Raw genomic sequence first — 23,919 nt, forward strand, 5'->3', positions numbered from 1 at the left:
AACCGCTGTCAATAACGAAAAAGGCCCGATGCTATTGCAATCGGGCCTTCTTCGTTGTTACTGAGTTACAGTTAATGGAACTTAATGTAGCCACTACGCTCAATAATGTCTTGCGCATGAGGCTTAGTGAGGTAATCAACAAACCCCAATGACTCTTTACTTACATTCTCTGTATCGTAAAACACCAAGAACGGGCGACGAAGCTCGTATTTTTTCTCAAGGATACTTTTTGCTGTTGGAGCGATTCCTTCAAACTGAACCGGTTTTACGCTCGCATCAACAGAGCCTATAGAAATGTAACCGATCGCATGTGGGTTATTGCTGACGATGGTTTTCACCATTGAATTACTGTTTACCACTAAGTTCTCATGGCTAATATCCGACACTAACTTTTGATTAATGATTTGGGTAAGACCCAGCAAACTTTCAAAACTGTATCTTGTACCTGAAGCGGTTTCGCGCGTTACGACTGCAATTTTTTTGTTGTCACCGCCAACTTCTTTCCAGTTGGTAATGTTGCCGTGGTATATATCGCTCAGTTGTTCACGAGTCAGATTTGTAATCGGGTTGGTGTGATTAACGACCAACGCTAGGCCGTCGTACGCGATAGTGATAATTTTTAGTGAATCATGCGCTTCAGCCTCGGTGAGGTAACGAGAACTCATACCAAGCTCAGAAACTTTCTTATTTACTAGAGTTACGCCCGCACTGGATCCAATTCCTTGGACTGCAACGGGGTTTTCTGGTGAGGTTTTATTGTAATCTTCAGCTAAAATATCCATAACGCGACTGACCGACGTCGACCCTACGATTGATATTTGTTCTGCTGATGCAACGTGGGCAAAAACAAAAAGCAGAGTAGCAAGGGCAACTCTAAACATGGGGGTGCTCCATAATTAATTAATTTCGACGCTATGATATGACGTTAAGGTGACAGAAATGTGACTGCTCGGTCAACGAGCGAGTTGGAGGCTTTATGTTAACGCAATGGGAACAACATCAACTGGCCAATTTGGCAAAGGACGTGTGTGACTATCGAAACCGTAATATCGCGGCTGAGCTCGAAAAAGTAGCTTATCACGTAGAAGATAATGGTGTGCTTTTTAAGCGCCTAGTGATGCGTGTTGATTCAAACCATGTTGAAAATACTGAATCTATACTCCGCGTGGAAAAAGTAACTCAAGGTTGGGTAATTCTAGTACCAGACCCAACCAGTACACAGCAATGGAGTAACCTAGAGCAGGGGAGTTTACCCCTGTACCAGTTGTTTGAAGCCATTAAATTGGATCGAAATCATCAGTTTTGGGGTTGAATCGACTTAGCCGCTTTTGCGCGATTTTTTCTCAACATCGCTCTAAACTCTTTAGGTGTTTGATTGTGAATGGATTTAAATGCGGTACTGAAATGCGCCGCACTCTTGTAACCCGCTTCATAAGCAATTTGGGTAATCGAGTTATTGGTGACGCGTAACTGAGTCGTTGCGTAGTTAATTCTTTTTACTTTAACCAAATTCGAAAAAGATAAATCATCAGCGGCTAACTTTCTTTTCAACGTCGCGATGGAGGTTCCAACATAACTGGCCGTTTCATCAAGTGTAATTGATCCATCGATGTTTTTTTCAATATAGTGAATCACTTTTTGCGTGATACTAAGTTCTAGCGACTGCTTAATCATATCGATAGTCGCGCTTGCTGATGAACAAAGCTGACTCAATAGAGACATCGCCACAAATTCTAAGGAAGAGTTATCAACCGATGGTTGCTCAAAGTAGGTGAGGATCGTGCCCATTTGCGAATGAAAGTAATCATCACAATCAACAATGGGTAGATGTGTACTGGGCCGATAATTGTCTGGCGCGTTGTATAAGTTAAGAAAAGTTTGCAACAGATCCGGCGACAAAATTATCGCTACAGCATCAAACATCTCATCATTAAACTGTGTTTCTAGGTTAATGAGCTCTTGGGAGTTATAGAAACAGTATTGACCTGCGTGGATGGTGTCTTCCGAACCGTTATTGAGGCGAAATGCCATACTTCCTGCTTTCACCCACAAAATACCAATTTGTGCAGCAGGGTAGCGTTCACGTCGACGTGATATAAAACTAGTGAAATAGTTAACTCGAATTGCGCTCATTGTATTCCTCTAAACTCTCGAGGGAGGATAGCCCTCCCTCGAGAGTATTATCTACGACGGTTCCGCTAATACGTGTTTAGGTTTTGCGACTATGTTACGAGTTTCTTGATTGACTGACGTAATAACAATATCAATTGCATCGGCAAGGCGATAATGGACCTTACCATCAAGCAGCACCATGCCGAGTTCATGGTTGCCTACTATGCGTTCACGATTGCTGCAAACCGACGACAAAGGAATGAACACCGCAGCACCATTAACCCCAATACGTGCGCGCAGACCAGCTCGTGAAATATCAAAAATTTCAGCTTCGTATTCCGCTTCATTCTTGGCATCGTCAGCAAGCGTTCGAACGTACAACCAATCGGCTATGTTGCGCTCTGCAATCTTATGGTGCTTTTTATGCAGGCCCAACTCATCTCCAATACTCGCGTCGGGCTTTTGTACTGGAGCATCTCCTGTAATAGCAGCCTTTAAAAGGCGATGATTGATCATGTCTCCATACTTGCGAATTGGAGAAGTCCAAGTGGCATAAACGTCAAGGCCCATTGCAAAGTGAGGTCCAGCTTCAATACTGGTTTCACCATAACCTTGTAGTTTACGCATACGATTATCAAGATACGCAGTTGGTTGTTGATTTAACCAACGACGAACCGCTGAAAACCCTTCCAAAGTTAATAATGACTCTTCGGTAACATTAGGCGCGCCCGCTTCATTGAGCATCTCGATTGCCGCTTTTATTTTTTCTGACTTAATGCCGTGGTGAGTATTAAATACCCCAATTTCGAGTTTTTCACGCAGTAGGCGACCTGCACAAATATTAGCGGCTATCATAGTTTCTTCAACAAGCTTGTTAGCGATTCGGCGTTCATCAGCATGGATGGCGATTACATCGTTGTTTTCGCTTAACTCGAAACGGTAATCAGGACGATCTGGGAACACTACCGCGTGCTTTTCACGCCAAGCACTGCGCAGTTGTGCGACCTTATGAAGACTCTCAATCACGTCTTTTGTCGTGCCATCGGGTTGCCACTCGCTTTCAGTACCCTGTTCAAGCCAGTTAGATACTTGATTGTAGTTAAGGCGTGCATGAGATTTTACCAAAGCAGCCTTAAAGGTGACGTTGTCACTGATACTTCCGTCTTGATTGATAACCATAACCGCAACAATCGCAGGGCGTACTTCATTTTCTATTAGTGAACATAAATTGTCGGCCAAAAATCGTGGCAACATTGGAATATTGCGACCTGGTAAATAAATGGTAAACCCACGTTCGCGTGCCACCTTATCCATCTCTGAATCTGGGCTGATGTACGCGGTTGGGTCAGCAATGGCGACGCTCAATTCAAGCTGTCCGTTGTCCAAAGGCTTAGCAAAGAGAGCATCGTCCATATCTTTGGTCGACTCACCATCGATGGTGACAAAGTGTACGTCGGTCAAATCGGTGCGTTGCAGACTTTCAGAGTCGTTAAGCTGCCATGCATCGTCAGCAATACCATCGGGTTCGCGATTTGGAAGGTCATTTTGCGCGAGTGTCACCCACCAAGGAGCGATCTTGTCATCGGCATCGGTAATTTTCTCCGATATTTCAGCAAAAAAACCATCATCACCCGCCAATGGATGTTGAGTTAGGTGTGCGACAACCCAGTCTCCCTCTTTAAGCTCGTCGGCAGGTAAACCTTTTACAGTCTTCGCTTTTAAAGTGAGTTTTTTCAGCTGTGGATGGTCAGGCACCACGTTAAGTCGACCTTTGAAGCGCCTAATACGCCCAATAAAGCGTGTTACCGCCTGCTCGATGAGCGTTTCGGGCTCAGCACTGTCTTTACCGTTATCACTACGAATAATGGCAGAGACTTTATCACCGTGCATGACCTTCTTCATAAACGGTGGTGGGATAAAGACACTTTTTTTACTGTCGATTTCCAAAAAACCAAATTTTTTGTCGGTGGCTTTAACGGTACCTTCTTTTTTTGGCAAGGTTTCCTGGATTTGAGCTTTTAACTGAGCAAGTAACGGATTGTCTTGAAACATTGAGTCTTTATAGCCTTCAAAGGGTTGGCGTGAGGACTATGGAGCAAATCGCTGCATAGAGTTAGGCACACTATATAAGGGATAAACTCGTATCTCAATCGCTAGGATGGGATATTTGTTGTGTTTTTCATGCCACGATAGTACTAAAAATGTGATGAGACTCAATTTTTTGTAGCACAAATCAAAATATGCAGGTATGATGCGCCGCTCTTATATGTCCCTAATTGCTTTAAGAAAAATACTGTCCCTTCTCCAATGGAGTGGCACAGTGGGCGGATCAGTATCGTGATTGAGCTTGTGGGACCACTTTTAACCATTTAATGGGTTCACAATGCAAGAAAATCAAACGACCTTCAGCCAACTCGCGCTGAACGAACAACTGTTGACGTCTCTAAACAACATGGGCTTCGTTGCTCCAACTCCAATTCAAGCAGCCTCTATTCCTCTTCTGCTTGATGGCAACGATTTACTGGGTAAAGCACAAACAGGTACTGGTAAAACAGCCGCGTTTTCTCTACCTCTTCTAAATAAGATTGATTTAACCCAACGCTCTCCACAAGCTGTTATCTTAGCACCAACTCGCGAACTGGCGATTCAGGTTGCAGCAGAAATTAAAACCTTGGGTAAAGAAATCAAGGGCCTAAAAGTTCTTGAAATCTACGGTGGCGCTTCAATTTCTGATCAGATGCGTGCACTGCGCTCTGGCACTCACATTGTAGTGGGTACCCCAGGCCGTGTAATGGATTTGATTAAGCGCGATAAACTGCACCTAAACGAAATTCACACGTTTGTTCTTGATGAAGCAGACGAAATGTTGAACATGGGTTTTGTTGACGACGTAACTTGGATTCTAGAGCACGCACCAGAAACTGCGCAACGCGTATTGTTCTCTGCAACCATGCCTCCAATGCTACGCAATATTGTTGAGCGTTTTCTGCGTGACCCTAAAACCGTTGACGTTGCGGGTAAAAACCACACAGTTGATAAAGTAGAGCAGCAGTTTTGGGTTGTGAAAGGTGTAGAGAAAGACGAAGCAATGGTTCGTCTTCTTGAAACTGAAGAAACCGATGGTTCGATTGTGTTTGTTCGTACTCGTCAAGACACTGAACGTCTAGCAGACTACTTATCTGATCGTGGCTTTAAGGTTGCACCTCTACACGGTGACATTCCACAGTCATTGCGTGAGCGCACAGTTGATCACATTAAAAAAGGCATCATTGATATCATTGTTGCAACTGACGTTGTAGCCCGTGGTCTTGATGTTCCTCGTATTACTCACGTATTCAACTACGACATTCCATTCGATGTAGAATCATACATCCACCGCATTGGTCGTACTGGTCGTGCTGGACGTAAAGGTAGTGCAATCTTGTTGGTTCGCACTAACCAAATGCGCATGCTTCGTACTATTGAGCGCGTGACCAAGTCAAGCATGGCTGAGATTCAATTGCCTAACCGTGACAAAGTTGCAGCATCTCGCCTGACTCAATTAGGTGAAGAGCTAGCACTGGAGAAAGAAAACCCGTCTCTAGAGAACTTTGCAGAGCTAATCAGCCAATTGACCGAATCGCTAGAAATGGACGCAGCAACTCTTGCAGCGATCCTGCTTAAGCGACAACAAGGTAAGCGTCCTTTGTTCTACAAAGGCCCAGACCCAATGATCGACGCGATTGAGCGTGATAAGAAACGTCGTAAAGAGCGCCGTGAAGGTGGTGGTCGTGACGGTGGTCGCGGTGAAGGACGTAGCTACAACAAAGCAGACTGGGAAACTTACCAGTTCCAAGTTGGACGTGAGCAAGGTGTTCAAGTTAAGGACATCGTTGGTGCATTGGCAAATGAACTTGGTTTGGGTAAAGGCGCAATTGGTGCAATCAAACTGGCTCAAGAGCATTCATTTGTTCAGTTACCACGCGATATGAATCAAGACTCTGCAGGTAAACTGAAGAAGCTTCGCATTCGCCAAAAAGAGATCAACGCTGTCGTAAGTGACTTCGATGATTTCCGTGAAAATCGCGGTCCACGTCGTGACGGTGGAAATCGTGATGGCGGTCGTCGCTTTGAGCGTCGTGGCGAAGGTGGCGGTGAACGTCGTCCACGTCGTGATGGCGAAGGTGGTGGCGAACGTCGTCCACGTCGTAACGCAGACGGAGAGCGTGCTCCACGCCGTGAAGGTGAGCGTCGTTTCGATCGCAATCGTGGCGGAGACAATCGCGGAAACTACCGTGGTGAACGTGGCCACGGTCGCGGATAAATAATAAAAGGCTCGCTTATGCGAGCCTTTTTACTTTATAGCGTTTGAGTAAAGGGATTATGGTTAAACCTCTTCACCCGCTTCATCTAGCTCGATGATTTCGCTTTCCGCTAATGCATCCTTAATCCAGCGTTGTACGTCTTTATCCTGTATGACAAAGTCCATATACGCTTTAGCTTCATCGCTAACTGGTATGCCGTAAGTAATAAATCGGAACACTACCGGTAAAAACATCGCATCAGCGATGCTCCATTGACCAAACAACCAACCTGGTGACGATTGTTTCTTCATACAATCAGTCCAGATTTGTACTATTCTATCGATCTCTTTTTGAATATGTTCATCAATGGTAATTTTTCGCTTGGCTCGAATATTCATTGGCATTGCATTTCTTACGTGGGGAAAGCCAGAGTGCATTTCATTAGCAATGCAGCGCGCGAGCGTTCGTTGAGAGCGATCTTGTGGCCAAGCCCGACCATCGAAATAATAGTCATTAAGGTATTCACAAATGGCAAGTGAGTCCCAAACAACGAAAGATCCATCGACTAGAGTAGGGACTTTCAATGCTGGATTTACCTTACCTATTTGCTGATAAAACTCTTTAGTGTCGAGTTGCAACAGGGTTTCTTCAAAAGGGAGACCTGTCTTTGCCATGGCAATCCATGCACGTAAAGACCAAGACGAATAGTTTTTATTACCTATAATGAGCCGCATATCAAATCCTCTATGATTGTTGCCGATTGGTGGTGTTTGACTTTTAATCAATACGCACAGTACACCGCTCTAACCTAAACTGTAATTTGACCCAGATCAATGTTTGGTTTTTCTGTGACATAATTAAATTTTAAATATTCAAAAAATGTTTAATAATCCTAATTCAATTTGTCAGACAATTATAACGTGCAGGACCCCCTACAATGCCAAATGCAAACGTTTTAGTGATCAACTCAGGTAGCTCTTCGCTTAAATTCGCCGTCATCAACTCAGTAAACGGCGACGAAATTGTCAGTGGATTGGGCGAGTGCTTCGGAATGCCAGAAGCCACAATCGCTTGGAAGCTTAACGGAATCAAAACCGAAGAAGCTATCACTGCTGCAGACAATCATCATGCCAATGCAATCACACGTATCGTGAAACTCATTGAAGATGAGAACCTAACAGACACCATCGTAGCAGTAGGTCACCGTATCGTTCACGGTGGTGAAAAATTTACTAAGACAGTACGCATCGATAGCGAAGTGCTTGCTGAAATTGAAAACTTGTCTGACCTAGCACCACTGCATAACCCTGCAGGTGCGAAAGGTATTCATGCTGCAATGGCAGCATTCCCATCGTTACCACAGTTCGCAGTATTTGATACTGCATTCCACCAAACGATGCCTCAAAAAGCTTTTACTGGCGCTATCTCTCACGAGCTTTACGAAAAATACGGTATTCGTCGCTATGGTTTCCACGGTACAAGTCACTACTATGTATCACGTGAAGCCGCCAAAATGTTGGATAAGCCTGTAGAGCAGTGTAATTTCATTACTGTTCACCTAGGTAACGGCGCTTCTGTATGTGCAATTAAAGACGGACAATCGGTTGATACCTCTATGGGTTTCACACCACTTGCTGGCCTTATGATGGGTACACGCTCAGGTGACCTTGATCCAGGTATCATTGAGTTTTTGATGAAGAAGGGCTGGACGCAAGAACAAGTTTTTGACACGTTAAACAAAAAATCAGGCTTCTTAGGTGTATCTGGCATTACGTCTGACGCCCGTGGCATTTTACAAGCGATGGAAGAAGGCCATGAAGGCGCTAAGTTGGCATTCCAAGTCTTCACTTACCGTGTAGCAAAATACATTGGTTCTTACCTGATTCCACTTGATGCCCTAGATGCTATTATCTTCACTGGTGGTATTGGTGAAAACTCGCTAGATATTCGTCGTGAAATCTTGAACAATCTTAACTTGCTTGGATTTGTTGAAGATAAGAAAGGTAACGAAGACGCACGTTTTGGCGCTAGCGGTATTGTCGCTAAGTCTGAATTGCTTGACGCGCTAGCCGTTGTTATCCCAACCAACGAAGAATTTGTTATCGCTCAGCAGTCAGTAGAACTTCTGTAATAGAATCGATACATAAAGAATCAAAAGCGAGCTTAGAGCTCGCTTTTTTTTTGAAAAACAAATGTGAAAACATCACCAACATTTCTCGCCCAAAACCATCAACAAGCTATACAATAATCCCGCTGCAAGATTGCAGCAAACAACACTCACATACAGCAAACTTAAAGTAATCACCTATGACAAACGATTTCAAATTCACGACTCAATACCCGCTCGACAAACGATTTTTTGCTGAGTGTTACGACCAAACAAGCGTTCCGGTTAAATTTCCAAAAGCGTATTTTAAAGCGTTACTGTTCGTCGTCTTTGGTGTGGTTGTATTAGAGTTTGAATTACTACCCAATAGTTACATAGGGTGGTTCTTTATCGTCCTAAGCGTTGTTGAGGTACTTAGTGTGTTCTTTAAAAGAACTTGGTGGTTATGGAGACAAACATTTAGCACAAGCGCAAACAGTAAAGTGGAGTTTAGTGTTGCTGCTAATGGAGTCCGTTATAAAAGCGCAAAAACTACCCGTAGTATTGCATGGAATGAGATAGACCAACTTCAGCAAACCGATCTGGGTTTTATCCTACATATGGGTAAACAGCGTCAATACCTCAGTAAATCTTGTTTAAGTGAGGAAGCGATCGCCTTTATGATAGAGCATCACGCACACTCAAAAGTCTAATAGCGTTTCAGCACCGGCTCGCTGGCAGCTCATTGTCAGCATAGTGTTACTGCAGCTAAACATTACTGGCGTCGCGATAGCCATCCGCTACCGCGTTGCATTACAAACGTTGACAAGCCTTAATTCGAGAAAGCTGCCTGCAACCAAAGAAAACCCTGTAGGTAGAACCAGGTTTAACGCTGTGGTTCATAAGCCTATCGAAGATGGGGGCTTTGTTTCATTGTGGCAAAACCTTCAATCACTACAGAAGCTAAAAATAAGTTAGAATTTCTCTTTACCTCAATATAACTTGAGGTATTAGCATGGTCGTTGTAGATAACAGCAACGTCATGGAGAAGGTATGATACATCTAGAACACATCAATTTAGTCGTTAACGATATCCCAAAAATGCTCGAGTTTTATCAGGTGGCTTTTCCGCATTGGAAAGTGCGCGATACAGGGCAAGGGGAATGGCACGGTAAGCCTAGAACATGGCTTCATTTTGGAGACCAATATCACTACATCGCGTTAAGTGATAATGGAGTGGGAATAAATAGGGATCTCGCGGGCCATCAGATTGGTTTAGCTCATTTTGCCTTTGTCACGAACAATGTCGATAGCGTAACAGAGCGCTTAACCAAGGCTGGATTTCAAATTGCTAACCCAGGGACTAAAGAGCCTCACCGGAAAAACGTATATTTCATCGACCCCGCTGGGTTTGAAGTGGAGTTTGTTGAGTACCTTAGCGACGACCCTTCATTGAGGAACGCATAAAAGAGTACAAGCTTTTTTTGTCTTAGTTTATTTGTGCCCAGAGCGCATTGTTCGTTCGTGTTGTTTGAGGCGTTCCTATATACTGCCTTGTTTAATAGGAAGCCTCCCATGGAAATGATCATCGTCTCGTCAGAACAACAAATGCGACTCATCATGTTATTCAGTCGAACCACAGCGAAGATGTCCGACAAAGCGCTCATTAAAGATCTCGATGCCCATAAAGTAAATTCTTCAGTATATCCAGCATTTAAAAGCGCCCAAGATTTAAGAGTTGAGAGAATTAAGTTGCCCTTTGGTGACGACAAAACAGCATCACTGGAAGGGGGAGATTTTTTATATCGTTATTTGGCAAAGGGCTATATTTGTTTGGGTGATTATTCAGGCCAGCCAAAACCCGATTTGTCGGCATGGGGTGTCCGTTCGGTCCGTAAACAGCCAAGAGTCGGCTTCGGTTTATAACAGTGACAAACTAAACCTCTCGGCATGATCCCCTATAAGTCAGAGTTTGCTGACTGCAGTCCCCTCTGACAGAACTAAATTGGCTGGTGCGTTTCGATTTACAGTACACAGTCTAAGGATAGGAATACAGTGCCTGACGTTAACTCTAACCTAATATTGCCGTTTGAAACGTCGAAACAACTTTTTAGCTGGCTTCAAGAAAACCACGCAACTCATACTGAGCTTTGGATAAGAATTTATAAGAAGCACTCAGCGACTTCGAGCATCGCCTGGGAAGAGGCGGTCATTGAGTTATTACGTTGGGGTTGGATCGACGGGGTAAAAAAATCGTTGGATGATCACTCTTACCTACAGAGAGTGACTCCTAGAAAACCCGGCAGTAATTGGTCAAAACGCAATCGAGACATTGCCCAAAGGTTGATCAACGAACAAACCATGACTGAATTTGGATTGTTGCAAGTGAATGCTGCAAAAGCGGATGGACGCTGGGAAAATGCTTATACTGCCAGTGAAATGACCGTGCCTAACGATTTTTTATCTGCTCTGACCCCATTTCCTCAAGCTCTCGACTTTTATAATAGTCTCACTAAATCAGACCGCTATGTGATCGCGTATGGATTAACGAGTGCTAAAAGACCAGAGACACGAGCTAGGCGATTTGATAAATACATGACTCAATTGAAAGAGAATAGGAAACCAAGCTAGGCTATTGTCTCTATAAATAGAAACTACTTTATAAATCATCATTGTGACTAATCGAAATTACGAACTCTTAATATACTAATTGGGTGTACATTAAGTGCTTCTCGAGTATTTCTTTAACTGACTAAAGATAACCCCATCTATTACGTGCCACAGTGTAATACTGCTATTTTATGTGTGCTCAACATCAAAGAATAGCTGTACTGTTTCTAACCAGATCACAATTTCATATAAAACGACTCGTGTTTTAATACTGCTGCCGATACCAATGAGGATTACAGAATAATTTCTTTTTCTTCAATAAGATACGAGATGCAAAGATATGAAAGCGATGGCATTTAAAACCAAGATCTACTTGGTGATATTCATGATGTTGAGTATATCACTAGTCACTTCATTCAGTAGCGTGCAATATTTTATACGCGCTGATCTTACTCAAACCGACACGGCCAATGTTCAAGATAAATTGGTATTAATTTCTGAAAAAGTTCGCTCAGATTTAGACAATACTTTTATATTGTCAAAGAGTTTAAAAGTGAGCCTGAGTAATATAGAGAGTTTAATCGAGCTTACAGGCTTCCACAGTATTGTAAAAGTGTTATCAGGAAGTGTATTTGCACCTGGCTTTGCGGACATCACAGAAGAAGAAAAAAACCGAATGCTCGAATTGGCTGAGTTAGCTGGTGAAGAAAGCTACATCAGTGGTGTTTATTATCGCGACGGTATCCCACTTATTTCGTTAACCAACTACTCAGGGATGAGCGGTTACGACATCTTCGAAGTGGATTTAAGTAATATACAACGAACTTTGTCGTCACTGCACAGTGAGGGCAGTTACCTAAAACTTATCGATCATCAACAAACTGAAATATTCACTAACGTTGTCGAGGGTAACCTAAACGCGTATGAATACGAAATCCCATTTGGTGAACTAGACTGGACACTCACAGGATATATCGATAACGATTTCATTCAACAACACACCAACGCTTTAAATACTCGTATTACACTCGCTCTACTAGGGACAGGTATAGTCATTGTCGTTCTGGCCGGCTTTGCTATCCGTTACGCTTACCAACCCATAATTGCGTTAAAACACTTGGTGCAAGAGTTAGGTAGTGGCGACGCTGATCTTACTAAGCGCTTACAGGTGACAACCAAAGACGACATAGGGCAGATTTCAGAAGGTATCAACCATTTTGTCAGCCAAATACAATCCATGTTGTTGCAAATTAAGCAGACAAACACCGAGATCACTCAAGGGATCGAGGCTCTGGAGCATCAAGCAAACAGTAACGAAGATATGATTAAACATCATCAGCTTGAAACCGAACAAGCGGTAACCGCAATTACTGAAATGGCTGCCACCGCGGAAAACGTATCAGAAAGTGCCTCAGGAGCAGCAGAGTTAACCAATAGCGCAAACACTGGTGCTGATGTCAGCAGAAATGTAGTTGGCCAAGCGGTAAGTAGCGTTAATGAGTTAGTGAGTCAAGTAGACGAAATGACAGTCTCCATCAACAGCATGGTCACTGATGTGGACAATATTAGTCATGTACTAGAAGTGATTGGTGGCATTGCTGAACAAACCAACCTTTTGGCACTTAATGCCGCCATCGAAGCGGCTCGCGCAGGTGAAGCTGGGCGAGGTTTCGCTGTGGTTGCTGACGAAGTTAGAGCACTTGCGGGTCGAACTCAACAAAGTACTGGCGAAATTAGCGATATGTTGGGGAAATTGCAGTCTGGAAGCAGCAATGTAAGCAGTGCAATGGATCACACACGCGGCAGTTGTGAAACAACCGCCAACAAAACCTCAGAAGTAACCGAATCTCTGGATGTAGTGAGTCAATCTATCGCTAAAATATCGGACATCAGTACCCATATTGCTACTGCTGCGCAAGAGCAGAGCCAAGTGAGTAATGAGATCAATGCGAACATGGTCGCGATTCAAAATATGGCCGCTCGATTAGAAGAAAGCAGCGCGAAAACGGTTGGAAACACTCAAGAGCTTACCAGAAATAACGCTAAGCTGAATACACTAGTCGGACGGTTTATCCTCGAATAAGTCATTTGATAGAAACCACTAACGTTTCACAGTCCATAGGTATAGTCTTTGACTCTAACGAGCTCGCTTCATTTTGTGAGCTTGAGGCAAGGGCACTTAGAGTAAAATTTTAACCTCGACATTAAATAGCGGGGGTTTCCTGCAATCATCAGTATGAGCACGAAAACCCCGCCTACACGCAATTAAAAATAGGGAAACTCATGTTAGGAAAACATCAACAGCATTATGAAGCATTTTATCACTCAACCCATGAAAATGAGCATCTAGATACAAAGACAGAGTTGTTAGTTGGTTTATCTGCTGCGATGGCATTGAACTGCCTACCGTGCATTAACTATTACCTTAAACAATGCAAATTAAACGGTGTTACCCAAGGGGAGATTTCTGACGTAACTGCAAAAGTAATGGCGGTTGCTGCAGGACAAAAAAAACTGCAACTACAAGAAGTGTTGACGAAGTATAAAATCAATCTCGACGTCTATACATAAGACATTATTGTGCATGTAGCAGTTACGCTTTTCTCGCTGCACCTTTGCTTAAATCATTGATTTTGCTAAGCTGTCATAAGGCTGTCGCCCTAGTGACGTTCACATTTGAAACCTAAATCGATAAGGTTTTGAAGACACAGCGAAAAGGATTTGAACAATGGTTAGAAAGCATCGACTAAAACGAGGGTGGTCACAGGAGCAGTTAGCTGAGTTGAGTGGATTAAGCATTCGCACAATTCAACGAATTGAACGTGGTCATAAACCTAGCCTAGAGTCGCAAAAATCTCTCGCTGCTGTTTTTGAGTTATCCATTTCGGAACTTCAACAGGAGCACACTATGAACCAAGATACAGAGCTTAATCAAGATGAACAAACCGTCATCGATCAAGTTAGAGCGATAAAAAGCTTTTACTCCCATTTGATCACCTACCTTTCGGTCATTGGACTGCTGTTTATCATTAATTTAGTCACTGACTCTAGCTATATTTGGGCAATTTGGCCTGCAATGGGTTGGGGCATAGGCATCATTAATCACGGATTAAGCGCCTTTGAAGTGTTTGATCTATTTGGTGCAAATTGGGAAAAACGTCAGATTGAAAAGCGCTTGGGTAAGAAGTTATAGCGCTAATGTCTTGGACAAATACTACTAACACCTGCAGGTTTAACAAGGCTATTGAAAACCATTAAAACAACGCAAAGGCAAGCGGAATCTCAAGATTATGAGTTCTTGTATGCGCTTAAAAAATCCGCCGAATACGCGGCTGTCGATGCCGTATTTGGTTGGGATGAAAAGGTGCAACGTGCTATCCATCGTCAGGAGTGGCAGGATGCGAAACCAAATATTATCGAATGGCAATCACAGTCCATTGGTAGTTTCCTAGTATCTGAGCATTCTGAACGCCTATATTTTGGGCGATTTTTTCTAATACCTGAGTTTCATTCGAGGGGGATTGGTGGAAATATCCTAAATAGTGTGACGAGACAGGCTGATGAGATAAATAAACCCATTAAGCTCTGTTATTTGAACGGCAATCGAGTGTGCAACTTATACTCTAGGCACGGATTTGAAGAAGTCCATCGAGATGCTCAGTTTGTGACCATGATTAGAAAGCCTTTAACGGTCCAAAGCCTAAAGTACAAATCGACGAGTCACTAGACAGTTTGCCATTAACTAGGAATCCAATGAAAGACTACCGTACAATTCTGTTTGACCTTGATGGAACTCTGGTCAACTCTGAGCCACTCAAGGGCCAAGCAATTGTATTTGCGTGCCAAGAATTTGGTATTGACGCCCAAGTGAATGACTATAAAACAGTAATGGGAGAGAGTTGGCTGTCGGTAACGGAACACTTCTTTAGGCACCAAGCTATAAAACCCAATGCCGAAGCCTTTAGACAGCGGTTCAAACAACATTACCAAACATTGTTGCGACGCAAGGTGACTCTGACCCCAGGAGCAAAAGAGTATATCTTTGCTTTAAGGGCGCAAAATAAGCCCTGCGGTATTGTCAGTTCTGCGGCTATGTGGATGGTTGAAGAAATACTTGGCCAACACGAACTATCTGGTGCGTTTGACTGCATAATCACCCAAGAACACGTGACTCAACACAAGCCTCACCCAGAAGCCTATAACGTCGCCCTTAACAAGCTGTCGGCTACTCCTCAAGGTACATTGGTATTTGAAGATTCTACTGCCGGCATATCGGCCGCTCTAGGCAGTGGTTGCGATGTAATCGCGGTTCAACATGAATTTAATCTAAACAATGACCTATCTGCTGCAAGTCACATAATTTCCGATTTTCAACAACTAAAATGACGAGCGGCTCTAGCTACGGTTTGTAACGGTTATTCTAATGCCAGGCTCATTCAGCTCACGTATAGTCAATGAATTAGAGAGACATTACCAAAGATGGCAGTGCTGAATTTACTCGAACGGCAGCCGACAACACCAGATAATCACAAGGCAATTACGATGAAAATACTAGTAACAGGTGCAAGCAGTGGTATAGGGAACCAGTTAGTCAAACAGCTATCTGCAAAGGGGCATCAGGTGTTTGCTACGGCGAGGAGCGTCGACTCGTTAGAAGCACTAGCAGCTAAAACGGGCTGTCTATATGCCTGTTATGACCTCGCTGAGTCGTTACAAGTCGAAAAGCTCTACGCTCAAGCACGTTCTGAGCTTGGCGGATTAGATGTGCTTATTAACAACGCAGGAATGAATGCCCGTAAGTGCCCGATTGAAGAGTTTTCCTTCGAGGAATTAGACAAAAGCTATGCGATAAACCTCAGAGCGCCAATGTTGCTGTCAAAGCTTGCACTAACGGATATGAAGGTGCAGCGCTCGGGTTACATTATTAATGTAACCAGCACCGTTGTTAAACGTGCCAGTGAAACAATGTCGGTCTATACCGCAATGAAACAAGGTTTGTCTGGATTTACTGGCGTCTTAATGAAAGAAGCCCAACCCTTTGGGGTCAGAGTCACCAACCTGATCCCAGGTGGCACCGACACCAACTTTAGACCCGCAGACAGACCAGAGTATATGAGCCCAGAAGGCGTAGCAAAAACAATAACCACGCTATTTGACCTGCCAAGCGATGTCGTCATACACGAACTCACGTTTAGACCCATGGTTGAAGTTGAATAGTCTTTACCGCTAACATCTAAAACACTGCCACAAGGATAGGGCATGAACAAAGCAGCAACACCGAAACAAACTGTTCTCGCGTTTTGGGACGCAATGAAGAGCAACAACTTTGAACACGCGAGCCAGTTTTTATCCGCCGACTTTAAAGGGTTTTGGCCACAATCTAACGAGCTAATTAGTGGGCGAGATAATTTTGTTGCCGTAAACTCTTTTTACCCTGCGCATGGTCTCTGGCGTTTTAAGATTAATTCTATTGTAGCTGACGCTAATCAAGTTGTTACCGATGTCTCTATCACTGATGGGGTTCAACAAGCACGAGCGATCACTTTCCATGTGGTGAAAGAAGGGCTCATCACCACACAAAAAGAGTTTTGGCCCGACGACATGACGCCTCAACCATGGCGCGCAAAATGGGTTACACTCATCGAGCCCGAATAAAGTGAATTAATAGACAACACCTATACAACACCAATACAAAAAGGATTTTCTATGGAGCACTCAGTTTCTACCCAGTGGCTGGCCGAAAATATTTCTTTGCCAAATCTAAAAATACTCGACGCCAGCATGGAAAAAGTCATAGGTATTGATCCTATTGTTTATGATCGCCCACTGCATATCCCAAATAGCATCAAAATGGATCTAGAGCATGATTTTGTCGCTGACGTAGAGGGTGTCCATCCGTACCCAGATGCAAGCAAAGTAAGTTCGTTGCTTGCTGCTATGGGGGTTAAGTCTACAGATACCATAATAATTTACGATAATCAGGGCCTCTATTCTGCGCCTCGCGCTTGGTGGATCTTGCGCAGTTTTGGCTTTAAACAGGTCGCAATTTTACGTGGCGGTTTGCCAAGATGGATTGAAGAATCCAGAGAAACAACGTCGATAATCGCACAAAGTGTGACAACGTCACCAGAGGCACTAGCACTCAACTCAACCTTGTTAACAAAGGCTGATGAAATACATAAAAACATAAAAAATAGAGAGTTTTTAGTTGTCGACGTGCGTGGTGAGCAACGATTTTTAGGCAAGGTTCAAGAGCCCAGACCCGGTGTAAGAAGCGGACACATACCTGGGTCGTCTAATCTACCGTTTTCAAAACTATTGGATGGGCGCCAACTTAAATCGATTCAGATATTACAGCGAGAATTTAAACAAGTTTTGAACAATTCTAAGCATTCACAAAGTACAAAACTGGTTTTTTCATGTGGGTCGGGGGTCACGGCATGTATTGCCGCCTTTGCTGCGACAACTGCAGGTTTAACTGACCTATCACTTTACGATGGCTCATGGAGTGAATGGGGCAGCGACGAGAGTTTACCTATAGAAACCTCAGTTAATGAGTCTAAGTAAAACGTAGCTGTTCAGACAGAAAACGATAGAGCGCTTGGATATTTGAGTTTTGATAAAGGTCTCTATGACACACTAAATGCACAGACAGTGTCTGCGGTTGTATGCCCAAATCGATTTTCACTAGATTGTACTGACTCGCCATCGCTTGATGTGTTGCGACGATCCCACCGCCTGCGCATGCGACCTCAAACTGAAGGGGAATATTATCGGTACGGAACTTAAAATCCTCGTTGCGAATACTCCAACCATACTCCTCGGCTTTATCCTCAAATTGTCTGTCTCTATCAAAGCCAATTAAACGATGGTTAAACAACTCTTCGATGGTTGCAGGTGCACCAAATTGTTTTATGTACTCTGAAGACGCATAAAAATGGACAGGAATATCATCGAGATGTTTAGAAACAACGTCTAATTGCGTCGGTTTAAACATTCTTACTGCAATATCCGTATCTCGCTTGTCAATGTTAGTCGCTTTGTTACTCACATCCACCTCGACAGACAACTGTGGATGCTTCTCAAGAAACTGTGCAATCACCGGTGCTAAGTAATACTGAGCAATGTTCTCATTAACCGAAAGTCGAACGCGCCCTGACAACGAGTGCTGCTGACCTGATGCTATACGTTGCAACGCAAAAGCACTCTCTTGCATACGTTTGGCCTGTGGCAGCAGAGCTTGGCCAAATGCTGTCAATGTTAATCCCTGAGTACTTCTATCGAACAAGCAATTGCCTACAGATTTTTCTAACGCGTACAGTTGCCTACTGAGCGTCGGTTGGGATATTCCTAACTCGTTGGAGGCCTTGTTTAAACTTCCTTGCTCTGCAATAACAACGAAAAAGTGCCATTGTTGCCAATCACTGTTATTCAATTTTGAATATCCCCATCGAAACTCTGCATCTTCTCTATTGTACGAGGAATATTACTATGTACCTATTCAAAGGAGAGATAATCATGAAAAAAGCATTGGTGTTCGGTTCAACAGGTAATTTTGGGTCTTCAACGGTTAAAGCATTATTAGAGTCAGGTTGGCGAGTCAGTGTGTTCAAAAGGACTCAGTCTAAACTTAACGTTAACGACTCGCGCATCGAAGTCATTGAAGGCGATATTAATCATACCAAGGATATTTCAGTTGCCTGTGAGGGCGTTGACTTAATCGTATACGGTATTAACCCACCTTATACGCAATGGCGCAGTAACGCATACCAATTGCTCGATCGCATTGTGTCCGTTGTAGAGCAGAAGAAACTCCACATCCTATTCCCTGGTAACGTCTATTGCTTGCCTACGAGTAATGTGGCCATTGACGAAGCAACTCCATTATCCAGTCAAACCGAAAAAGGGGATATTCGACTAGCGATGGAGCAGAGGTTAAAAAAAGCAGCAACAAAAGGAGCGAGAGTCACTATCATTCGCGCCGGGGATTTTATCGGAGGTCAAGACCAGTGGTTTAATATGACGTTTAAGCCTACCAAGCGTGGGTGGAAAATGGCGTCACCTCATGATCCGCAGCATCAACATTTTTGGAGCTATTTACCTGACCTATGTGCTAACGCTATTAGTGCGGCTGAACAGCAACACACTTCGTTTGAGGTATTTCATGATGTAGGTGTCGTTGCAACAATTGACGACTGGAAAAAAGCGTTTAAAGCCAATGATATAGAGCTAACAGCCGGTAGATTTCCTTGGTGGGCTATCACTTGCACAAGTCTCGTTGTGCCGCTGTTTAAAGAGGTGTTAGAGATGCGTTACTTATGGCGTTCCACATTAGTTCTCGATGGAACAAAGCTGAAAACGACACTCGCACACAACTACCTCTCGACCTCATTACACAAGATAGTTGGCGACACCCTTAGTCACCAACAAAAACCCGTGAACAGCTTAAACGTTATTAACCACTAAATTCCACTCAACTTTATCCCAGTACATGATTTCATTGTCAAAATCGGCAGAGAGAACAGGGTGGTTAAAGAGCTCATCCTCGAGCGATACCACCCAACTTTCATCACTTACATCCAGCTGTGCATAAACGGGATCATTGTCTCTTTGAGAATTGAGCACAATAGAAAGCCTAAACAGCTTAATCAAATCCAACACATCTTTTTTGCGAAACAGGTAGAAATCACGCAGCTCAGTTAGCTTAATTGTCTTGCGTTGGAAACGAGATAGTGTAGCCAACAACAGCTGATGCTCTCGGTTAAAACCAGGCATGTAAGAGTGTTGGAGCAGGTAAGCGGAGTGTTTATGGTGCCCTTGAAAATGAATACTTAAACCCACTTCATGCAACAGCGCAGCCCACCCGAGTAGCTGGGACAATTCACGTTTCTTTTTCAGTTTGGTTTGATCCAAATACTGGCACAACAAGTGATCAAGTGTCGCTTTGACGTTTTCAGCATGACTCAGTTCAACCGCGTATTTTTGTGCAAGGGTTTCGGCTGTGCGCATTCGGATATCGGTTCGGTCGAAACGACTGTCCATTTCATACAATATCCCTTCACGCAGAGCCCCAGAAGAGTAGTGGAGCTCACTAATCTGCAGCACTTTCATAATGGCATAGAGTATTGCCACGCCCGCCGCAAAGACCGGAAGTCGCTCCGACGGCAGTTTTGACAGCTTAATATCGTCTATGTGCTCAAACTCGCACAATGATTCGATTAAGGTTTTTAGACGCTTAGGCGTAATAACACCGTCGTCGTGTCCTTGGCCGATGACTACCTCACGTATAGCTTTTACGGTGCCTGATGATCCAATAGACGTCGTCCAGCCTGTTTTGAGGTAGCTTTCTTTTACATGTTCTAACTGCTGCTGAGCGGCAACTTGCGCTTTTTTGAACCGGTTTGCCGACAATTTACCCTTGCTAAAGAAGCGCTCGGTAAAACTCACACAGCCCATTAATGTGCTTGTGAGTTTTATGGGTTCCAGCTCTTCACCAATTACCAGCTCTGTACTGCCACCACCTATATCGATGACCAGTTTCTTGTCTGCTTCAACTTGAGTATGTGACACCCCTAAGTAAATTAGGCGAGCTTCTTCAGTACCTGGAATAATCTCGATTGGAAAGGGGAGGATTTGAGCGGCGCGCTGCAAAAATATATGGGCATTGTTGGCCACACGTAATGTATGTGTGGCTGCAATGCGCACATCGTCCACATCAAAACCGGATAATCGTTCGGCAAACGCTGCTAAGCAATCAAGCCCACGCTCGATTGCTTGATTACTAAGGTTGTTTTGCTCATCCAAACCTTGCGCTAAACGCACACGTTGCTTATGTCGACTGACAATTTGGATATCGTTACCCACAACCTTTGCAACCACCAAGTGGAAACTGTTGGAGCCTAAATCTAAAGCGGCTATCTGTCGTGAGTCGTCTTGTACTGAATCGCTGGGAGAATTGTCCATATATTAATGCGTTTTATACTGCTTCCTATCTCTCTTTTCAGCTTGTTTCAAATAGTCGTAAATAGCAACTTGGGAGCGAATTTTTCTTCTATTTCCGCGAGGTACATAAGAATTGCTCATTTCTTTATCAATCCAACGCGCTTTCACAGTGTCTTTTAACTGTATGTCAACGATATCGATGATACGTTGCACGAGTTTAGGGTCGAGCACGGGGGTCGCAACTTCAATACGGTGGTCTACATTACGTGTCATCCAATCTGCGGACGAAATATAGACACTTGGGCTCCCAGCATTGCCGAGAATAAACACTCGCGGATGCTCTAAAAAGCGGTCAACGACACTAGTTAGAACAATGTTGTCGCTTATCCCTTTAATACCAGGTACCAAAGAGCACATGCCGCGAATGATCCCTCTTACTACAACACCTGCTTGACTCGCTTGATATAGACGGTCAACGATGCCTTTGTCGACCAAATTGTTCACTTTAAATGTGATTGAAGCGGGTAGGCCAGCGAGCGCATTATTAATTTCGTTGTCAATCAATGCATACATGCGTTTGCGAGAGTTTCGCGGGGACACGATTAATTTTTCGAAATTAACGGGACGATATGGGTTCTCAATGTATCCAAAGACTGCGCGTACTTCATTAGTAAGGCTAGGGTTGGCTGTCAACAATGCATAATCAGTATAAATTCGTGCGGTCTTTTCGTGAAAGTTACCAGTGCCAATATGCGCATAACGTACGATTTCATCGCCTTCTTTACGGCTGATCAGCAACAATTTTGAGTGTATCTTTAATCCTGGAGCGCCAAAGATCACTTGTACGCCAGCGTCTACCAGACGTTTAGACCAGTTTATGTTGGCTTCTTCGTCAAATCGCGCTTGCAGCTCTACAACGACGGTAACGTTTTTTCCATTGTGTACGGCATCAATGAGTGAGTTCATCAATTTAGAATCTTTCGCCACGCGATAGATATTGATTTTAATACTGCGGACTTTAGGATCGAAAGATGATTGTCTAACCAACTCAACGATATGATCGAACGTGTGATAAGGGTAGTACAGTAAAATATCACGCTGTTTAATCGCATCGAAACTGTTTGGGTACTGCTCGAATGCGGCAGAGGTAAACGGAGGAAGAGGCTTATTTTCTAAGTAGTCCCGTCCTACATTTGGAAACCCAATAAAGTCTTTGAAGTTTTGGTAACGGCTGCCCGACAACAAACTATCGTAATTAGAAATACGCAATTTCTGGCAAAGAAAATCCAGCATAGGCTGCGGCATGCCTTTTTCGTAAATAAACCTCACTGGCATGGCAGTAAGGCGCTGCTCTATCCCTTCAGACATCTGCTCGAGCAAACTAAACTCAACCTCATGGCTGAGATCGTACTCCGCATCGCGAGTCATTTTTATGGAATAACATGCAATTTCTTCGTAATCAAAAAAGGCGCCAAACAGTTCGTCGAGACAGAGCCGTATGACATTGTCGAGCAGTATGATGGTCTTGCGTCGCTTACCTTTTTGCTCTGGGACCATAACAAAACGTTGCAAATGGTCGGTGGGAATTTCCAACAAGGCATACTGCACTTGTGTGTCGTTCTTGAGTTCCACACAGACATAGGCGTATTCATCTTTTAGAAATTGAAGAACGTCAATGTCATCGGTAAGCAACAGAGGGGTGATGTGTGGTTTTACTTCCTTATGAAAGTACTTTCTTAGCCAGACTTGTTGAGTTTCCGTCAGCTGTGATTCATTAACCAAAAAGATTCGACGTCGCGCCATTTCTAGAAGCAGTTCGCTGTATAACTCCTCAAACCGGTCGCTCAAATTCGCCGCTTTCGATTGCATCTTTTTTAGTAGATGTTTGGAGTTGTCTTCCTTACCGCGCTCTTGGCTGATCAGTATTCGCCTCTTAACATCGGCAAATCGAACTTTATAAAATTCATCGAGATTATTGGAAAATATGCCAAGAAAACGGATCCTCTCAATGAGCGGCACAGTTTTATCCGCCGCTTCTTGAAGGACGCGCTCGTTAAACGATAGCCAGCTCAGCTCTTTTTCTACGTACAGTTTTTCGGTTTTCATGTAAATAATTGGGGGAGTCATCGTTACTTTAAGAACCGTTAAAAAATACTACAAATATGTAACACCTATATGTCACACTAATGTGCTGCTCAAGAAAGATAGACATTGTAAATCAATGAATTTTCGAGCGTTACTGAAGTTAAACACTTGTTTTAATATTGTTAAGTTAGTAGTGTAGATCAAATTGAGAACAACACAATACGACTTCAGTTTAAGGAAGATCCACTAATGTATCCATTCGCCAGACTTGCCAAAACATATTGGAACGCGAGCCGTGCTAACCCGCTGCACTTTACCGACAAAAGTAGCATTACCTTTTCTTGCCATCCTTGGGATCTCGATATCTTTAATGAGATGAACAATGGCCGTGTATTGACTCTCTATGATTTAGGTCGAACAGAGCTAGGCATTCGTTGCGGATTAATGAAAGTATTAGCAAAAAAAAGATGGGCACTAGTGGTCGCGGGAAGTTCTGTACGCTACAGAAACCGAGTTCACATGTTCAACAAAGTCACCATGCATACGCAATGCGTGGGGTGGGACGAGAGATGGTTATATTTAGAGCAATCTATGTGGGTTAAGGGAAAACCATGCTCTTCAGTGCTTATTCGAGCCGGCGTAACGTCAAAACAAGGCCTCGTCGCGCCGCAACAGATACTTGAAGCGTTAGGGGAATCGGTTGATACACCAGAATTGCCTCAATGGGTAAAAGAGTGGGTAGATTCTGAAGAGCACAGACCCTGGCCACCAATTGGTGCTGATCAGTATTAAATAAAAAAG

24 protein-coding genes are annotated in these 23,919 nt (G+C 43.6%); 17 read left to right on the plus strand and 7 right to left on the minus strand.

The features are described from left to right. Positions 1-71: 71 nt before the first annotated feature. A complete protein-coding gene (locus tag JQC93_RS04350) occupies positions 72-881 on the minus strand; it encodes a phosphate ABC transporter substrate-binding protein (protein ID WP_205157218.1) in 810 nt (269 codons plus the stop codon). A 95-nt stretch (positions 882-976) separates the two neighbouring features. On the opposite strand from JQC93_RS04350, the gene JQC93_RS04355 reads away from it, so the two are divergent. Further along, positions 977-1,312: a DUF3024 domain-containing protein gene (locus JQC93_RS04355; protein ID WP_084882932.1), complete on the plus strand. Its 336-nt coding sequence runs from the start codon at positions 977-979 to the stop codon at positions 1,310-1,312. On the opposite strand, the gene JQC93_RS04360 is transcribed toward JQC93_RS04355, so the two are convergent. Beyond that, positions 1,297-2,133: an AraC family transcriptional regulator gene (locus JQC93_RS04360; protein ID WP_205157219.1), complete on the minus strand. Its 837-nt coding sequence runs from the start codon at positions 2,131-2,133 to the stop codon at positions 1,297-1,299. The genes JQC93_RS04355 and JQC93_RS04360 overlap by 16 nt on opposite strands. 51 nt (positions 2,134-2,184) lie before the next feature. Further along, positions 2,185-4,164 (minus strand): exoribonuclease II, encoded by a 1,980-nt coding sequence (gene rnb / locus JQC93_RS04365; RefSeq protein WP_205157220.1) that lies wholly within the window; start codon positions 4,162-4,164, stop codon positions 2,185-2,187. Positions 4,165-4,495: 331 nt separating this feature from the next. Between rnb and JQC93_RS04370 the strand changes: the two genes are divergently transcribed. After that, entirely contained in the window at positions 4,496-6,415 is a 1,920-nt protein-coding gene (locus tag JQC93_RS04370; RefSeq protein ID WP_205157221.1) for a DEAD/DEAH box helicase, read from the plus strand. 63 nt (positions 6,416-6,478) lie between these two features. Here the strand turns inward: JQC93_RS04370 and JQC93_RS04375 are convergent, their stop codons facing one another. After that, entirely contained in the window at positions 6,479-7,129 is a 651-nt protein-coding gene (locus tag JQC93_RS04375) for a glutathione S-transferase family protein (RefSeq protein WP_205157222.1), read from the minus strand. A gap of 203 nt (positions 7,130-7,332) precedes the next feature. On the opposite strand from JQC93_RS04375, the gene JQC93_RS04380 reads away from it, so the two are divergent. From JQC93_RS04380 to JQC93_RS04440, 13 genes are all read left to right on the plus strand, one after another. Further along, positions 7,333-8,526, plus strand: a complete 1,194-nt coding sequence (locus tag JQC93_RS04380; protein ID WP_205157223.1) for an acetate/propionate family kinase — start codon at positions 7,333-7,335, stop codon at positions 8,524-8,526. Between the two features lie 176 nt (positions 8,527-8,702). Continuing rightward, the gene (locus JQC93_RS04385) at positions 8,703-9,194 is read left to right on the plus strand and encodes a YcxB family protein (protein WP_205157224.1); all 492 of its coding nucleotides are present in this window, start codon (positions 8,703-8,705) and stop codon (positions 9,192-9,194) included. 340 nt (positions 9,195-9,534) lie between these two features. Next, complete coding sequence (locus JQC93_RS04390; protein WP_205157225.1) at positions 9,535-9,948, plus strand: VOC family protein; 414 nt, start codon at positions 9,535-9,537, stop codon at positions 9,946-9,948. A 108-nt stretch (positions 9,949-10,056) separates the two neighbouring features. After that, positions 10,057-10,407, plus strand: coding sequence for a hypothetical protein (locus JQC93_RS04395; protein WP_205157226.1), 351 nt, complete (start codon positions 10,057-10,059; stop codon positions 10,405-10,407). A gap of 129 nt (positions 10,408-10,536) precedes the next feature. Next, a complete protein-coding gene (locus tag JQC93_RS04400; RefSeq protein ID WP_205157227.1) occupies positions 10,537-11,112 on the plus strand; it encodes a YdeI/OmpD-associated family protein in 576 nt (191 codons plus the stop codon). Positions 11,113-11,440: 328 nt separating this feature from the next. Then, positions 11,441-13,174, plus strand: coding sequence for a methyl-accepting chemotaxis protein (locus JQC93_RS04405; protein ID WP_205157228.1), 1,734 nt, complete (start codon positions 11,441-11,443; stop codon positions 13,172-13,174). Positions 13,175-13,374: 200 nt separating this feature from the next. Further along, positions 13,375-13,662: a carboxymuconolactone decarboxylase family protein gene (locus tag JQC93_RS04410; RefSeq protein WP_205157229.1), complete on the plus strand. Its 288-nt coding sequence runs from the start codon at positions 13,375-13,377 to the stop codon at positions 13,660-13,662. A 157-nt stretch (positions 13,663-13,819) separates the two neighbouring features. Continuing rightward, positions 13,820-14,284 carry a 2TM domain-containing protein gene (locus JQC93_RS04415; RefSeq protein WP_205157230.1) on the plus strand — a complete coding sequence of 155 codons (465 nt, stop codon included), beginning with the start codon at positions 13,820-13,822 and terminating at the stop codon, positions 14,282-14,284. 60 nt (positions 14,285-14,344) lie between these two features. Next, complete coding sequence (locus JQC93_RS04420) at positions 14,345-14,818, plus strand: GNAT family N-acetyltransferase (protein ID WP_205157389.1); 474 nt, start codon at positions 14,345-14,347, stop codon at positions 14,816-14,818. 26 nt (positions 14,819-14,844) lie between these two features. Beyond that, complete coding sequence (locus JQC93_RS04425) at positions 14,845-15,477, plus strand: HAD family hydrolase (RefSeq protein ID WP_205157231.1); 633 nt, start codon at positions 14,845-14,847, stop codon at positions 15,475-15,477. A gap of 156 nt (positions 15,478-15,633) precedes the next feature. Next, the gene (locus JQC93_RS04430; RefSeq protein ID WP_205157232.1) at positions 15,634-16,308 is read left to right on the plus strand and encodes an SDR family oxidoreductase; all 675 of its coding nucleotides are present in this window, start codon (positions 15,634-15,636) and stop codon (positions 16,306-16,308) included. Between the two features lie 42 nt (positions 16,309-16,350). Then, positions 16,351-16,746 carry a nuclear transport factor 2 family protein gene (locus JQC93_RS04435; protein ID WP_205157233.1) on the plus strand — a complete coding sequence of 132 codons (396 nt, stop codon included), beginning with the start codon at positions 16,351-16,353 and terminating at the stop codon, positions 16,744-16,746. A 51-nt stretch (positions 16,747-16,797) separates the two neighbouring features. Beyond that, on the plus strand, positions 16,798-17,658 hold the full coding sequence (locus JQC93_RS04440; protein WP_205157234.1) for a sulfurtransferase: 861 nt from the start codon (positions 16,798-16,800) through the stop codon (positions 17,656-17,658). Here the strand turns inward: JQC93_RS04440 and JQC93_RS04445 are convergent. After that, on the minus strand, positions 17,651-18,526 hold the full coding sequence (locus JQC93_RS04445) for a LysR family transcriptional regulator (protein WP_205157235.1): 876 nt from the start codon (positions 18,524-18,526) through the stop codon (positions 17,651-17,653). The genes JQC93_RS04440 and JQC93_RS04445 overlap by 8 nt on opposite strands. A gap of 83 nt (positions 18,527-18,609) precedes the next feature. Between JQC93_RS04445 and JQC93_RS04450 the strand changes: the two genes are divergently transcribed. Next, a complete protein-coding gene (locus JQC93_RS04450; RefSeq protein ID WP_205157236.1) occupies positions 18,610-19,557 on the plus strand; it encodes an NAD(P)H-binding protein in 948 nt (315 codons plus the stop codon). On the opposite strand, the gene ppx is transcribed toward JQC93_RS04450, so the two are convergent. Beyond that, complete coding sequence (ppx, locus tag JQC93_RS04455) at positions 19,537-21,054, minus strand: exopolyphosphatase (protein ID WP_205157237.1); 1,518 nt, start codon at positions 21,052-21,054, stop codon at positions 19,537-19,539. The two genes, JQC93_RS04450 and ppx, sit on opposite strands and share 21 nt — an antisense overlap. A gap of 3 nt (positions 21,055-21,057) precedes the next feature. Further along, positions 21,058-23,139 carry a polyphosphate kinase 1 gene (gene ppk1 / locus JQC93_RS04460; protein ID WP_205157390.1) on the minus strand — a complete coding sequence of 694 codons (2,082 nt, stop codon included), beginning with the start codon at positions 23,137-23,139 and terminating at the stop codon, positions 21,058-21,060. A 228-nt stretch (positions 23,140-23,367) separates the two neighbouring features. Between ppk1 and JQC93_RS04465 the strand changes: the two genes are divergently transcribed. Continuing rightward, the gene (locus JQC93_RS04465) at positions 23,368-23,910 is read left to right on the plus strand and encodes a thioesterase family protein (protein ID WP_205157238.1); all 543 of its coding nucleotides are present in this window, start codon (positions 23,368-23,370) and stop codon (positions 23,908-23,910) included. Positions 23,911-23,919 lie beyond the last annotated feature (9 nt).

Origin of the sequence: Vibrio ulleungensis, from assembly GCF_016900875.1 — a bacterium.
In the GTDB taxonomy this organism is placed as follows: domain Bacteria; phylum Pseudomonadota; class Gammaproteobacteria; order Enterobacterales; family Vibrionaceae; genus Vibrio; species Vibrio ulleungensis.